The organism is Erythrobacter sp. W36 (assembly GCF_057364935.1).
The window spans coordinates 3,274,955-3,288,929 of record NZ_CP200281.1 but is presented as its reverse complement, the minus strand read 5'-3'; the positions used below and the strand labels follow the sequence as shown (position 1 = coordinate 3,288,929).

Here is a 13,975-nt window from a genome sequence, read left to right as displayed (position 1 = left end):
GTCGCAGGGCGCGGGTGGTTACGGCACGCCGATAAGAATTTAACGGCTCAGTTCGAACACAGCGAATTCGGCGCGCCAGTTAGCTGCTGGTGCGCCGATTTGTTTTTCATTGGCAAAAAACCAGCTGCGCTCGATCTCGCGCGCCTTTGGCCCGCGCCAATTCGCGAAAATCATCGATCGTCACATGGTGGATGTTTTGCGTTTCATACCAGCTTAGCGGCAGCGCGCTGGTCACCGGCATACGCCCACCAAACATCAGCGCCGCGCGGGTGCGCCAATGGGCAAAGTTGGGAAAGCTGACAAACGCCTTTGTGCCAACTCGCAGCAACTCATCCAGCATCCGGTCGGGCCGCTCAGCTGTTTGCAAAGTCTGGCTGAGGATGGCGTAATCGAACGCCTTGTCCGGATAGTTCGCAAGATCGCTATCGGCATCGCCCTGAACCACCGACAGCCCGCGCGCGACGCAGCGTTCGACCTGCGCCGGGTTGAGCTCAAGCCCGCGCGCATCCACGCCGAGCGTGCTCTCCAGCTCCGCCATCAAGGCCCCGTCGCCGCAGCCAATATCGAGCACGCGGCTGCCTTTCGCGACGTGCGCGGCAATCGCGGCGAGATCAGGTCTCAGCGTCATTCGAGGAACCCTTGCACGACGCGGTCGAGTGCGGCATGTTCGAGCAGAAAGCTGTCATGCCCATGCGGGGCGGAGAGTTCGACAAAGCTGACCTTTGCCCCGGCTGCGTTCAGCGCATGAACGATATGGCGGCTTTCGGCGGTGGGATAGAGCCAGTCGGTGTCGAAACTGACCAAGCAAAACCGCGAGTTTGTGCCTGCAAAGGCGTCCGCCAGCTTGCCGCTGCCCGGCGTGTCCGCGAATTCTTCCGCGAGGTCGAAATAATCCATCGCGCGGGTGATATAGAGGTAGGAATTGGCATCGAACCGCTGGGTAAAGCCGCTGCCTTGGTAACGCAGATAGCTCTCCACCTGAAAATCCGCGTCAAACCCGAAGCTTTTGGAAGAGCGGTCTTGCAAGCGCTTAGCCAAACTTCGCGGTCAGGCCCTCTTCGGAAAGATAGGTGATATGCGCCGCCATCCGCGCCACGGCGAGGCCATTATCAGGCGAGGCTTCGCTCGCATAATAGTCACCGTCATGCCACGCGGGATCCGCCATAATCGCTTGGCGGCCGACCTCGTGAAAGGCGATGTTCTGCGCCGAATGGCGCGCGGTTGAGGCAATCACCAAAACGCGCTCGGCCCGGTCCGGCCAATTGGCAGCGAGGCTGAGCGCCTGCATCCCGCCCATTGATCCACCCACGACTGTGTGAAGCCGCTCAATCCCCATGCCATCGAGCAGAGCGACAAGCCCGCGCACCATGTCGCGAATTGTGATAACAGGAAACCGCATGGCGTAAGGTTTGCCATCTGGCCCATCGCTCATCGGCCCGGTGGAACCCATGCAGCTGCCGATGACATTGGCGCAAATGACGTGAAACCGGTCTGTGTCGATCGGCTTGCCTGGGCCGACCATCCGCTCCCACCAGCCGGGCTTCCCAGTCACAGGATGGGGGCTCGCGATATATTGATCGCCGGTCAGTGCATGACAAATCAGAACCGCGTTGGTTTTGTCCGCCGCCAGTTCACCATAGCTCTCAAAAGCAATCTCAACATTGCTCAGCGCCTGCCCGCAATCGAGCGGCAGATCATCGGGGAGCGCAAAGCTCTTAGAGGCGGGCGGTGTGGCCATTGGGCTGCGGGGATTGGGCGAGCAACTCGCGAGTGTCAATTGCGCTGTTTTTTATCAGCAAGAGCGGTTATGCGCGCGGCTACTATGCCGACGCAACCTGAACTGAAGCCCTGGATCAACGAAATCCGCGCCTATGTGCCTGGCAAGTCCAAGGCCGACGATGGGCGCGAGCTGGTCAAACTGTCTGCCAATGAGAACCCATTGGGGTGCAGCAAGGCCGCGCTGGAGGCTCTGCGAGAGCCCGGCCATCCAGAGCTTTATCCTGATCCCGGCGCGCTGCCGCTTGCCGATGCGATTGGCGCATTGCATGGCATCAACCCCGCTCAGATTGTCTGCGGCACCGGCTCTGGAGAGCTACTGCACTGCGCGGTTCAGGCCTTTGCTGGACCGGGCGATGAGGTGCTGTTTTCAAAATATTCCTTCTCGCTCTACCCCTTGATCGCGCGCAAATTTGGCGCGACGCCTGTGTTTGTCGAGGATGATGATTTTGTCGTATCGGTCGACAACATCCTCGAGCGCGTTACCGACAAGACCAAGGTTGTCCTGCTGGACAATCCGAACAATCCGGGCGGCACCGCAATTGGCCGCGATGAAGTGCGCCGCCTGCATGCGGGTCTGCCGCCTAGCGTGCTGCTGGTGCTGGACCAAGCCTACGGCGAATATGTCGAGGACGAGATGGACGATGGCGGCCTCGAGCTGGCGGCAAGCGCAAACAATGTGCTGGTCACGCGGACATTCTCCAAAGCCTATGGACTGGCCGGTCTGCGGATCGGATGGGCCACAGGCGCGCCCAATTTGATCGATGCACTCAACCGTTTGCGCGGGGCCTTCAACGTGTCGGCCCAAGGGCAAAACGCCGCGATTGCGGCCTTGGCGGATCAGCAATTCGTTGCAAACTCGCGCAAGGTGAATGCAGCGGGTCGAGCGAAACTGGCAGGCGCCATTGCCGCGCTTGGCAATCATGGCCTGCGGGCCATTCCAAGCCAAGCGAACTTCATGCTGGTCCTGTTTGAAGGCGATGTCAGCGCCGAGAGCGCTCTCCAAGCCTTGAGCGAAGCGGGATATGCGGTTCGCCACATGCCGGGCCAGGGCCTGCCCAATGCGCTGCGCATCACGATTGGCAGCGAGGAGCATATGGAAGAGGTTGTCGCCACTCTGCGCGCGCTGTGCGGAGAGCCAGCATGACCATTCAGTCGGTCGCCATCATCGGCCTTGGCCTGCTTGGCGGCTCCATCGGCCTCGCGGCGAGCGAACATACGCCAGAGATCACGACCTTCGGCTATGATGCGGACCCCGCCGTTCGCGACGCCGCTCACAAGCGCGGCCTAACCAGCCAAGTTTGTGAGAGCGCCGAAGACGCCGTGCGCAGCGCCGACCTCGTCATTTTATGCGTCCCCGTCGGCGCGATGGCGAGCGCGGCAAAAGCTCTTGCTGGCGCGCTTAAGCCAGATGCGATCATCAGCGATGTTGGATCCTCCAAGACCAGCGTTTTGGTTGATCTCGCCGAAGCATTGCCCGGCCACACAATTATCCCCGCGCACCCCGTTGCCGGGACCGAGCAAAGCGGGCCAGAGGCTGGCTTTGCTTCGCTGTTCACCAACCGCTGGTGCATCCTCACCCCTCCAGATGGCGCAGATGCGGCTGCTCTGGAGGCGCTCAAGGGCTTTTGGACAAAGCTAGGCGCACGGATCGAGATCATGGATGCCGAGCATCATGATCTGGTGCTGGCCGTGACCAGCCATATCCCGCACCTTATCGCCTTCACAATTGTTGGCACTGCCAGCGATCTGGAAGAGGTGACACGCGGCGAAGTCATCAAATATTCCGCCGGTGGCTTTCGCGACTTCACCCGGATCGCCGCATCCGATCCCGTGATGTGGCGCGATGTGTTCTTGAACAACAAGGCTGCCGTGCTCGAAATGCTGGGCCGGTTCAGCGAAGACCTGACGGCGTTGCAGCGCGCGATCCGATCGGGCGACGGCGAAACGCTGGAAGAATTGTTCAGCCGAACGCGAACAATCCGGCGCAAGATTATCGAAGAAGGTCAGGACGATGATCGCCCCGATTTCGGGCGCGAAGATCATCACCTCTAATATTCCTCAATAGCGCCTGTTGACCGGCGATTCTTCGGCGCCGCAGGCGTCGCAAGCCTGTCCTGAGCGGCTGGCTTGTCCAGCCAGCCGAAGGGGGCCCTGTGCCCGCCCGGAGCGATGCGATCTTCGATCGCGTGAGCGAGGAAAGCCAAGTGAACGGATGTGAACAGCCGGCGCTTGAGGCCCTAAAGATTAAGCGCATTCATCGCTGCATGGACCCGCTGCTCCGCCTCTTCACGCGGTAGGCCGGGCGGGACCATCTCACCCACCTTGTAAGTGATCACGCCAGAGCGCTTGATCCAGCCGTGATAGAGCGGCCCGCTGTTCACGGCGACAGGCACCACCGGCAATTTGACCAGCTTATATATCCCCGCAAATCCAGCGCGCATTGGTGGGCTTTCGCCGTGCGGCACGCGTGTCCCCTCTGGAAAAATCACGAGCGGGCGTCCCTCCGCCACCATTCCCTTGGCCGCGCTTAGCATTTTGCGCAGAGCGCTGGCTCCGCCGTCGCGGGAAACCGGGATGAGGCCATAGATTTTCGCCGCCCGGCCCCAGCCGGGAATGTCGAACAGCTCCCGCTTCGTGAACACAGCAGGCCAGCGCAGCAATGTGGGTGTGTCAATCGCCTCAAAGAAGCTCTCATGCTTGATCACATAGAGCACGGGTCCGGTCGCAAGCTCGCCCTCGACTTCAACCGTGATCCCAACAATCACGCGCAAACACCAGCGGTGCCAATCGGTCCAGCGCCGCACAATGCCGCGCAGGGCCTCTTGCCGGAAAGTCAGCGCCAGAACAGCGGCCACGACCAGCATCGCGCTGACCCCGTAGAACACGGGATAGAACACCATGCTGCGTAATGCGCTAATAAGGCTCCTAAACATCGCCACGCTCTTTAGAGATTGACCACGCCCGCCGCCCAGCTCGCCAGCAGCTTGTGATATTCAAGAAACAGGCTGGAAAGGCTGGGGTTGGAGGTCACCGCATCGCGGACCACGACGACGCCATCGGGCAGCTTGCGTGACAATTCGCCAGCTGCGCGCCGCATGTGCCAATCAGTCGTGACCAGCCGCAGAGATTTGATCTCGTTGGTTTTGACCCACTGCGCCGTTTCCGAGGCATTGCTGCGCGTATCAACGGCAGCAAAGCCAAGCGTGACGCAGCATTCCATGCGCGCGTCATCAACGGTAAACTCGGCGGCGAATTCTGCTGGTTTCACCTCCCGGTCGACCCCGCTAACCAGCATCTTTTCCGCCGCACCGCTGTCGAGCACTTCCAGCCCGCGGGCGATCCGCCCTGCGCCGCCTGTCGGCACGATCACCGCATCGGTCTTGGCAGCCGTATCGCCGGACACCGGTGATGGTTGAGGCAGGGTTGTAGCAAAGGCCAAAAACCCGATCGCCCAAAACAGGAAGATCGCGGAAAGAATGCGTTTGATCACAGCATCCTCCGCAAGGCCATCAGGATGGTGTAACGTCCGGTCACCAGCGCCAATGCAACGCCCGCAAGCGGGATCAGCGCGATGATGATCCAATCGCTCATGCCCAAAACGCCGCCCGCGACCATCCCGCTGTCCAAAGCGGCAAATTGCCGCCCGAGCAGCCAGACCGCGCCCGCGCCGAGCCCCAACCCGACCAGCCCGCCAAAGGCCGCATCGCGCACGACCGAGCGCTGAAATATCCGTGTGATCTGAGCATCGGTCCCGCCCAGCAGGTGCATGATTTCAACCGTTTCACGGTGGTTGGAAAAGGCGCTGCGAGCCGCCAGCCAGACCGCTGCGGCGCAGGCAAAGGTCAGCAAGGCGATCAGGGCCAGCGCCAGATATTGCAGCGATGACAGCGCTGAATAGACCGGCTGCAACCACTCTGATTGCGCATCCACGCGTGCGCCCGGGACTTCGGCATCGAGCGCCGCCTGAAGCCGCGCGATTTCTGCTGGCCCGCTGGCGCTGCTCAATTGCACATCGATCAGCGCTGGGATCGGCAAATCCTGGCTGCCTGCACCATCGCCCAGCCAGGGGCGCAGCATCTCATCCAGCTCTTCTTCTGGCACCACCCTGAGGCTCGCCACGATGTCTTGAGCGGTCAGCACTTCAGCCGCTGTCGCCGCCTTTTGTTTCCGCAGCGTTTCATTCGCCTCAGTAATCTGGATCGTAACCGCGCCCGACAATTCAGCGCGAGCATTGCCCGTGAGATTGTTCAAGGCCAGCCCGCCAGCTGCCGCAATTACGACCAGAGCAATCATAATCGCAATCACCCACGGGATCGGCCCAGACAGCCGCGCCTGCGGGACCAATAGCGCAGCGGCGCTTCCCTTCAGCGGCCCTGGCGCCTTGGCTGGCGTGCTGTCGGCCAGTTCTGCTGCAAATGGAGGTGTGCTCATTGCCCAGCCCCCATCGGTCCGGTGCTGCGCGGCGGGAATTTCAGCGCGCCAGTTGGATCGGTGAGGCGCCCCTTATTGAGCCGCATAATGAGCGATTCTGGCACTTTTTTAAGCAAGTGCACATCGTGCGTGGCGACCACGACTGTGGTGCCCAATCGGTTCAGCGCCTCGAACAGTCGCAGCAGCTTGAGCGCCATTTCCGGGTCCACATTGCCAGTTGGCTCATCAGCGATCAGCATATCGGGTCGCCCAATCACCGCGCGCGCAATGGCAACGCGTTGCTGCTCCCCGCCGGACATCGTCGCCGGGCGAGCCTTTACCCTGTGCGACAGCCCAACCCAATCGAGCATATCATCGACCGGCTTTTGCAGCTCGCTTTCCGGCACACCGGCCAGCCTCAGGGGCAATGCGACATTATCAAAAGCAGTTAAGTGCTTTACGAGGCGAAAGTCCTGAAACACCACGCCCAGCCGCCTGCGATAGTTCGGCAATTGCTCCCGCGGCAGGGTGATCATGTCTTTGCCAAACATGCGAATGCCGCCGCGTGATGGACGCTGAGCAAGGTAGAGCAGTTTTAGTAGGCTGGTCTTCCCCGCCCCGCTGGCCCCGGTGAGAAAGTAAAAACTGCCAGGGAATAGCGTGAAACTGAGATCGCTCAGCACCTCAGGCTCGGTGCCATAGCGCAGCCCGACATTGTCGAAATTCACCGTATCGCCTGCGCGCTCGTTCATGGCCATGCCCCTATCCCATGCCCGCCGAGGGGAAAAGCCCATAGTGCTCCGCGCGCGAAACAAGCGCATCAATGTGGAAAAAAGCCAACATTTGCGGCCCAAAGGCCCCGATGCACTTGTGCGCAACTTACGGGCGCGTATTGCCATACTAACCATGATTATAGCCTGCCCCGCCTGCAACACACGCTATGTTGTCCCGGACAACGCCATTGGCGATGACGGGCGGACTGTGCGCTGCGCGAAGTGCAAGCACAGCTGGTTTCAAGAGGCGGTGTTCGATTTGCCGCCGCAGAATGAAGTCGCCGCGCCAGAGCCGGTTGCCGAGCCGGCACCGCCTCCTTCGCCGCCCCCGGCCCCACCACCGCCTGCTCCAGAACCTGAGGCAGATGCGGAAGAAGCGCCCAGCGAGCCTTCGATCAATCATTGGCGCACTAGCGACCGCCCCGCTGCCGCAACAGACGCTGTCAGCGCAGCGGCAGCCTCAGCCGCTTCGGCCATTCATCAAGACCGCACACCGCTCAGCCAACAGCCCGAGACTGAAGATCAGGCACCGGCCAGCGAACCCGCCGAAGACTTCGCTGAAGAAAGCGCCAATGCCGATATCGGTCCGGCCGCCTCCTACAGCGAGAGCAGCTATGACAGCGAGGTTGCCGACGAGACCGCTGATGCGGAAGACTATGACAGCGACGAAGGCTCGCGTTTTGATTACCGCCCACCCTTCACCGCGCGGCGCAACCCGCTCAAAATGTGGACCGCAGCAGCGGCAATCTTCGCACTGCTAGCCGCTGGGACCATCGCGGCGGTAAATTATTACGGCATGCCCGATTGGGCGCCGTTTAACCGGCCCGTCTTCGGGATTGGCCAATCCGATCTTGAACTGGATTTCCCCGCAGCAGAGCAGCGCACCGAGACCCTGCCGAGCGGCACAGAGATTTTCCGCGCGCGCGGCACCATCACCAATACGGGGCGCGAGACGGTTGACGTGCCCTCACTGCGCATCGTTCTGCGCGATGAGCGAGAGCGGATTGTATTCGATTGGAACGTCGCCCCGCCGCAGTCACAGCTGGCCCCGGGCGAGACCATGACCGTGACCGAGGCGATCACCGATGTGCCCGCCACCGCCCGCTTTGCAGAAATCGGCTGGGCGCCAAACTAAGCGCAATTTCGATGCAATTTTGCCGCGACACAGCAAAGTGCTTGCCGTGACCGATACCCCTTGCTAGGGGCGCGCTCCTACCGAGGGGCGAGGCGCTGCCTACCCCTACTGACTGTGTGCGGTCGTGGCGGAACTGGTAGACGCGCAACGTTGAGGTCGTTGTGGGCTAACGCCCGTGGAAGTTCGAGTCTTCTCGACCGCACCATACAGTCCTAATTTCCAAGCTTAGGCTATCGATGCCCGGCGAATACGCCGCCGCGCGCCTTTACGTGTACCCCTCTCAACGCGCGAAATCTCGAAACGCAGCACCAGACAGGCAACCTTTTTCTCGCCACTAGCGTACCCGCGCTAATTCTATAGTGTAGGATACATGCGAGGGCCTTTGTGAACGACCAGCCAGACCAGCTGCCCCATCAGGAGATTGCCGAGCTCTTGCATAAGGTGGCGGGCGGTGATCGCGCGGCGTTTAATGCGCTGTACGATGCCAGCTCGCGCAAGCTGTTTGGCATTTGCATGCGCATTTGTGGCAATTCCGAAGCCGCCGAAGATGTCACGCAAGAGAGCTTTGTGAAAATCTGGCAGCGCGCCGATCAGTTCTCCGCTGAGCTTGGCAGTCCGCTGGCCTGGATGGGCACAATCGCGCGCAATGCCGCGATTGATTGGTACCGCAAGCAAAGGAAAGGCGAAACCGCGAGCGATCAAGCGCTGGAACATGCAGCCGATCCAGCGGCCTTGGCAGATGAGGTGATGGACACTGCGCAGCAGAATGAGCGCATCATCCATTGCATCCAGAAATTGGGCATGGATCAGAAATCGCTTATCCTTGGGGCATTCTTCAGCGGCAGCACTTATCAGCAATTGGCGCTGCGCATTGGCGCGCCGCTCAACACCGTCAAAAGCCGGGTGCGCCGGGGCCTGATCAATCTCAGAAAGTGTTTGGAAAATGACTGATACTCCAAACATGCCAGAAGACCGTCAGGTGCTGGCCATAGAGCTGGCCTTTGGCCTGCTGGAAGGCGACGAGCTGGCGCAGGCAAAGCGGCTGCAATTGTCCGATCCAGACTTCGCAGCCCAGGTGCAGGTGTGGAGCCGCCGCTTTGGCGCTCTGGCCTCGGCCGTTCCCGGCGAGACACCTCCGTCCCGTCTCAAGCAGCGGGTCAATGAGGCGATTGATCGGCTTGATGGCGGCATGGGCGATACGCCTCATGCGGCCTCAGATGCAGTGGACAGCAGCCAGCCTACCAATGACAATCAGGCCAGCACTTGGCGGCGCTTGGCGCTCGCGGCGTCATTTTTTGCCGCTCTGCTGGCCGGATATCTGGCGTTTGATATGCTTGGCCAAACCGGCAGCGAGCCCCGTGAGATCATCGCGCAAGGCGGCGATGATGACATTGCAACGCGGCAATTCGTCGCGCAGCTGACTGGACCGGAAGAGGGCCAGTTTGTGCTGATCAATTGGCGCGAGGGAGCGGACACTCTGGAAGTGCGGGCCATCGGCCTTGAAGATGAAACGCTCGCGCCTGAGCTATGGGTGATCCCCGCGGATGGCGCGCCCCGATCGCTGGGCACAGCGCAAGGCGACGGCAGCGCGAACCTAACGCTTAGCGAGGCGCTGGCCCCATTCCTGATCGACGGCGCGACGATTGCTGTGACGATGGAAGATCCGGCCAATGCGCCGCATCAGGCGCCAACTCCGCCGATTATCGCAGTGGGAACTCTGCTGACGATTTAACCCTGTGCGCCGATTGCAGACAAGCACGCACCCAACCTTCGCTCAAAAATTTTGCGCCCCAAAGGCAACCTTTCTCAAAAACCCCTCGTAGGCGGTGCGAGAGTTGGATTTCGGCTGCCTGCGCGCAGGGCCATTGGCTGGAACCTGATCCTCTCAAGAATTGGCCGCCTCATGGCCGGTGCGATTGGAGGGAAAGCAGATGAGATTGCCGAACGAAAAATATCTAGCCGCGGGGGCCGCCATATTGGCTCTGCCCGCAGCCTATCAGCTGGCCGAGCAAGGCGGCGAGGCGGCAGACCACCTCGACCCGCCAGCCAGAACCAGCCCCTCTGCCGACGCAACGCCTGATGCTCCGGCTGACATTGCCGATGTCTTTGCCTTTCACGATGACCAGAACGTGGTCTTCATCCTGACCTTCGCCGGGCCGCAAGCGACCGACCAACCCGCCGTCTATGACCCCGCGGTGCGGTATCAGATCAATGTCTCCAACGCCGCGCCCCGAACCATCACGAATATTCCGATTGAGATTCAGTTTGGCGAGGGAGCCTCTGCCAGTGATGCCGCCTTTGGAGTGCGGGTTCGCGGCCTGCCCGGTGTCACTGGTGATCTGATCGGCGCGGTTGAAACCGACATTGTGCAAGGCGGCGTGCGCGTGCGCGCAGGGTTATTCGACGATCCCTTCTTCTTCGACCTTCAGGGGTTTCGCGACACCTTGAGCACCGGAACGCTCAGCTTCCAAAGCGACCGCGATTTCTTCGCCGGTCAGAACCTGACGGCGGTCGTCATCGAAATCCCGCGCGATCGGATCGCCAATGGCACCAATCTGATCGATGTCTGGTCCGCCACCAATCGTCTGGGAGGGCAATTGTAATGATCAAATCAGCTCTAAACGCCGCCTCGAAAATCTCACTGGCCGCCGCCGCATTGGCGCTCGCCGCCTGCGGTAACGATGAGGCGGATGCACCGCCGCCGGTGATGATGCCGCCGCCTATGCCTTCGCCAACCCCCGATCCGGTCGCCTTTGATGTGGGCCCCTGCCTCGACCAAATGGTGCCCGGAACCGGCGTGACTGTGGCGCAGGCGGTTGTGCCGGACACGCTGACCATCAACCTTGATGCACCGTCCGGCTTTCCCAATGGCCGCCGCCTCGAAGACCCGGTGATCGATGTGACCTTGGCGGTAATCTTTCTCGATCTGGCGGTGAATGGACCGGCCACTTTGGCGCAGGTGCCGGTGAACCCGCCCGCAAATGACCTGCCCTTCGCAGCGGGCTTCCCCTATCTCGCCGGTCCGCAAGGCAGCCCGCCGATCACCGCCGGGGGCGGAACGAACTTCACCTTCGACAATTCGCCGATAACCGATTTCGTGAGGGTGGACCGTATGGGCATGCCAGCGGTTGCCACCGCGCTGATCGGAACGGACCTAAAGGACACCTATAATGACGCCAGCCCGGTCGATGATGCGAACGGCGATTTCGTCCCCGAATTGTCGGCGCAGTTAACCGGCCTCACTGAAGCTCTGGCAGACGATCTGACCGGCCTTGGCCTTACGCCTTGCGCCGCGCCGTCCACCTGATCGCTCAGTGATGATCGGTTGGGGCAGAATGAGGCGTCCACCTATGCCTATCATTCTGCCCCTTCTTTTTTCGATTGGCTTTGATGAAAGGGGCCGCACATGCGTTCGCAATTCTTGAAACTGCCCGTGCTTTTGCTGTTGATGACCGGCCTGTTTGCGGGGCTCGCGTTCCTGCTTAGGCCCGCATCCGAAGCGCCAGAAACCCTTTTGTCCGCCTCTTTGCAGCCAGCCTATGGCCCGGCCAATTACGGCGAGGCGCTCGAACAGGTGGAGCGCGATCTCACCTTGGCGAATGAGCGGATCGCCCGCGCGCCGCAGCAATGGCTGGGCTATGAAGGGCTGGCCCTGGGCCATCTCATCAAAGCGCAATTGACCGGGTCATTCGCGGATATGAACGCCGCGCGGCAATGGATCGATACCGGGCTTAATCTCGCGCCGGAGGGCGGCGGGCCAGCTATCGCGGCAAGCACCATAAACCTCAGCCTGCACCGCTATCCCGCAGCACTTGAGCAGATCGAGGCCTATGGAAAGTTCGCGGTGAAACAAGGCACCGCAGAGCGCGCAGAAATGCTGGCGCAGGCGGGCGATGTCGCGTTCTATTCCGGCGATTATGATGCGGCGCTGGCGCAGTACAATCAGGCCTACGCGCTCGACCCCAGCCCCAACTCGACCTTTCGCCTCGCCACCTGGCACAAATATCTGGGTGAGTTCGACACGGCGATTGCGCTCTATAAGAAAGGCGCGCTGAGTGGGCGGCAGACCACGCCCGAATTGCTCGCCGCCTATCACTTGCAAATTGGAGCGCTGGAACTCCAACGCGGCAATTGGGACGAGGCGGCGGCCTATTTCGAGCGCGCCGATGAGCTGTTCCCCGGCTATTGGCTGGCCCAAGCCCATCAGGCGCAAATGCTGGCCGCGACGGGGAAACGCAAACGCGCCAAACAGATGTACCGCGCCATTCTTCAGGACAATGAGAACCCCGATGTGATGATGGCGCTGGCCAGCGTTCTGGAGTTTGAAGGCGAGGATACGAGCGCGAAAACATGGCGCGCAAAAGCCGCAAGCCTGTTTGAGGAGCGCATGAAAGCTCTGCCCGAGGCTTATTATGATCACGGGCTCGACTTGGCGATCACTGATGGGAATGGTGCGCTTGCGCTGGAGCTGGCCAAAGCGAATGACCGCGCAAGGCCATTTGGCGATGCGAAGATCGCTCTGGCCCGCGCCCATATCGCCAATGGCGATGCCGCCGAGGCGCTGACCATCTTGGAGCAGGTTGAGGCCTCTGGCTGGCAATCGGTCGAACAATACGCCGCGCTTGCCGAGGCTCACGCGATGCTGGGCAATGCGGCGGAGAGCGAGAAATATGAGGACCTTGCACTCAATCGCAATCCAAAAGCCATGACCGCCGAGGCCGATATGCTTGCCTTCGGCAGCCATTAGAGCGGCGGCATATACCCCTCTTCCATATCGTGATTCCCGGCAAAATCGGCGCTGCCTATTAACATTATTGTTAATCAGAAAAGTGCTCTCAACCCCCAAAATCTGCGACGAACGGCCATAAATGCAAGGTGAGTTGCATTGACTGCAATTCAAAACAGGCGCAGTCTTTATGGGTGTTCTGATGTCGCATCAGCGCACGTAGCTTTGGGCGCAAGCAAGCTACCATCCCTGAACCTTTAGGGCAGGGCAATTAGATAAAAACAAAACCATCGGGTCAGGTTTCGGCATGCGGTAAGGCGTGTTGCGATTCTGGCTGCATGGGCAATTTTTGGAAGACAATGCGTGAGGTAAGGTGCGCGTGAGGTCGGCTGGTGCTTAGCCACAGAGGGGCAATGCCAGATGATGAAGCAAATTGACACGCAAGGGCTGATAAACGGGGGGCACACGCTTAGCCGCGTCGTTCCGCCGCCAGCCAGCTTGCCTGCGATTGGCGCAGCCATGCACGGCACCGATGCGATCCTTTCCGCCCAGGAACGGCTCAACAAACGCACCCATGTCATGCTCGACCGGTCCGGCGCGATACTCGCCATTGGCGAACGGGCCAAGTCGCGGATCGCGGAGCTGTGCTGCTATTCGATCAGAGACGGCCAGCTGGTCGCCAATAAGACCGACGCCAAAGAGCCGCTGGAGCGTATGCTGAAGCTGGAAACAGGCGCGGTCGACAGCGCCATCGTGCCATGCAGCACCGTGGGCGGCCATGTTTTGCTGTCCGCCACCGGCCTTTGCCAAGACACCATCCTGTTCAGCCTGCACATCGCCAGCCCAGGCCAGGGCGCTGAGCTTGTCGATCTGACCAAGGCATTTGGTCTAACCCCAAGCGAGGCCCATGTGGTCGAGCTGCTGCTGGGCGGCCACGGCCCGTCAAAGATCAGCGAAGAGCTGAATATCTCGGTCCACACCGTGCGCGCGCACCTGCGTCATTGCTATGACAAACTGGGCGTAAGCTCGCGCGAAGAATTGTGGCAGACACTCGCGCCCTACCAGATTTAGGGGCGGTCGCCCTCGATCGGATGAGCCGCAGAGCCCCACCATGCCTGACATTCTAGTATGACTAAAAACTGACCTCCAAAG

Annotated in this window: 13 protein-coding genes, 1 tRNA gene and 2 pseudogenes; 10 read left to right on the top strand and 6 right to left on the bottom strand. The window is 60.8% G+C overall.

What is annotated here, in order from left to right; translation table 11 throughout:
• Positions 1–39 precede the first annotated feature (39 nt).
• Positions 40–628 (bottom strand): annotated as a pseudogene (metW, locus tag AC0V6U_RS16250) (methionine biosynthesis protein MetW).
• Positions 625–1,738, bottom strand: a pseudogene (gene metX / locus AC0V6U_RS16245) (homoserine O-acetyltransferase MetX). The pseudogenes metW and metX overlap by 4 nt, the downstream one beginning before the upstream one ends.
• An 84-nt stretch (positions 1,739–1,822) precedes the next feature.
• Between metX and AC0V6U_RS16240 the strand changes: the two are divergent.
• A complete protein-coding gene (locus AC0V6U_RS16240; RefSeq protein ID WP_472644162.1) occupies positions 1,823–2,923 on the top strand; it encodes a pyridoxal phosphate-dependent aminotransferase in 1,101 nt (366 codons plus the stop codon).
• The gene (locus tag AC0V6U_RS16235) at positions 2,920–3,831 is read left to right on the top strand and encodes a prephenate/arogenate dehydrogenase family protein (protein ID WP_472644161.1); all 912 of its coding nucleotides are present in this window, start codon (positions 2,920–2,922) and stop codon (positions 3,829–3,831) included. Before AC0V6U_RS16240 ends, AC0V6U_RS16235 begins: the two co-directional genes overlap by 4 nt.
• 185 nt (positions 3,832–4,016) lie before the next feature.
• Here the strand turns inward: AC0V6U_RS16235 and AC0V6U_RS16230 are convergent, their stop codons facing one another.
• The 4 genes from AC0V6U_RS16230 to ftsE are packed head-to-tail and all read right to left on the bottom strand — an operon-like array spanning position 4,017 to position 6,941.
• Positions 4,017–4,712 (bottom strand): lysophospholipid acyltransferase family protein, encoded by a 696-nt coding sequence (locus tag AC0V6U_RS16230; RefSeq protein WP_472644160.1) that lies wholly within the window; start codon positions 4,710–4,712, stop codon positions 4,017–4,019.
• Positions 4,713–4,723: 11 nt separating this feature from the next.
• Positions 4,724–5,269 carry a YdcF family protein gene (locus AC0V6U_RS16225; protein WP_472644159.1) on the bottom strand — a complete coding sequence of 182 codons (546 nt, stop codon included), beginning with the start codon at positions 5,267–5,269 and terminating at the stop codon, positions 4,724–4,726.
• Positions 5,266–6,210 (bottom strand): cell division protein FtsX, encoded by a 945-nt coding sequence (locus AC0V6U_RS16220; RefSeq protein WP_472644158.1) that lies wholly within the window; start codon positions 6,208–6,210, stop codon positions 5,266–5,268. Before AC0V6U_RS16220 ends, AC0V6U_RS16225 begins: the two co-directional genes overlap by 4 nt.
• Positions 6,207–6,941 carry a cell division ATP-binding protein FtsE gene (gene ftsE, locus AC0V6U_RS16215; RefSeq protein WP_472644157.1) on the bottom strand — a complete coding sequence of 245 codons (735 nt, stop codon included), beginning with the start codon at positions 6,939–6,941 and terminating at the stop codon, positions 6,207–6,209. The genes AC0V6U_RS16220 and ftsE overlap by 4 nt, the downstream gene beginning before the upstream one ends.
• Before the next feature lie 73 nt (positions 6,942–7,014).
• Here ftsE and AC0V6U_RS16210 point away from each other — a divergent pair, with 73 nt between their 5' ends.
• The 8 genes from AC0V6U_RS16210 to AC0V6U_RS16175 all read left to right on the top strand — a co-directional run bounded on the left by AC0V6U_RS16210 (position 7,015) and on the right by AC0V6U_RS16175 (position 13,894).
• Positions 7,015–8,097 (top strand): zinc-ribbon domain-containing protein, encoded by a 1,083-nt coding sequence (locus AC0V6U_RS16210; RefSeq protein ID WP_486169526.1) that lies wholly within the window; start codon positions 7,015–7,017, stop codon positions 8,095–8,097.
• A gap of 118 nt (positions 8,098–8,215) precedes the next feature.
• Positions 8,216–8,302 (top strand) — tRNA-Leu (locus AC0V6U_RS16205).
• 179 nt (positions 8,303–8,481) lie between these two features.
• Positions 8,482–9,048: a sigma-70 family RNA polymerase sigma factor gene (locus AC0V6U_RS16200; protein WP_472644155.1), complete on the top strand. Its 567-nt coding sequence runs from the start codon at positions 8,482–8,484 to the stop codon at positions 9,046–9,048.
• On the top strand, positions 9,041–9,829 hold the full coding sequence (locus AC0V6U_RS16195) for an anti-sigma factor (RefSeq protein ID WP_472644154.1): 789 nt from the start codon (positions 9,041–9,043) through the stop codon (positions 9,827–9,829). The genes AC0V6U_RS16200 and AC0V6U_RS16195 overlap by 8 nt, the downstream gene beginning before the upstream one ends.
• Before the next feature lie 199 nt (positions 9,830–10,028).
• On the top strand, positions 10,029–10,700 hold the full coding sequence (locus AC0V6U_RS16190) for a DUF4331 family protein (protein WP_472644153.1): 672 nt from the start codon (positions 10,029–10,031) through the stop codon (positions 10,698–10,700).
• Positions 10,700–11,404 (top strand): DUF4331 family protein, encoded by a 705-nt coding sequence (locus AC0V6U_RS16185; RefSeq protein ID WP_472644152.1) that lies wholly within the window; start codon positions 10,700–10,702, stop codon positions 11,402–11,404. The genes AC0V6U_RS16190 and AC0V6U_RS16185 overlap by 1 nt, the downstream gene beginning before the upstream one ends.
• Before the next feature lie 99 nt (positions 11,405–11,503).
• Positions 11,504–12,844 carry a tetratricopeptide repeat protein gene (locus AC0V6U_RS16180; protein WP_472644151.1) on the top strand — a complete coding sequence of 447 codons (1,341 nt, stop codon included), beginning with the start codon at positions 11,504–11,506 and terminating at the stop codon, positions 12,842–12,844.
• Positions 12,845–13,243: 399 nt separating this feature from the next.
• Entirely contained in the window at positions 13,244–13,894 is a 651-nt protein-coding gene (locus AC0V6U_RS16175; RefSeq protein ID WP_472644150.1) for a helix-turn-helix transcriptional regulator, read from the top strand.
• Positions 13,895–13,975: the final 81 nt, after the last annotated feature.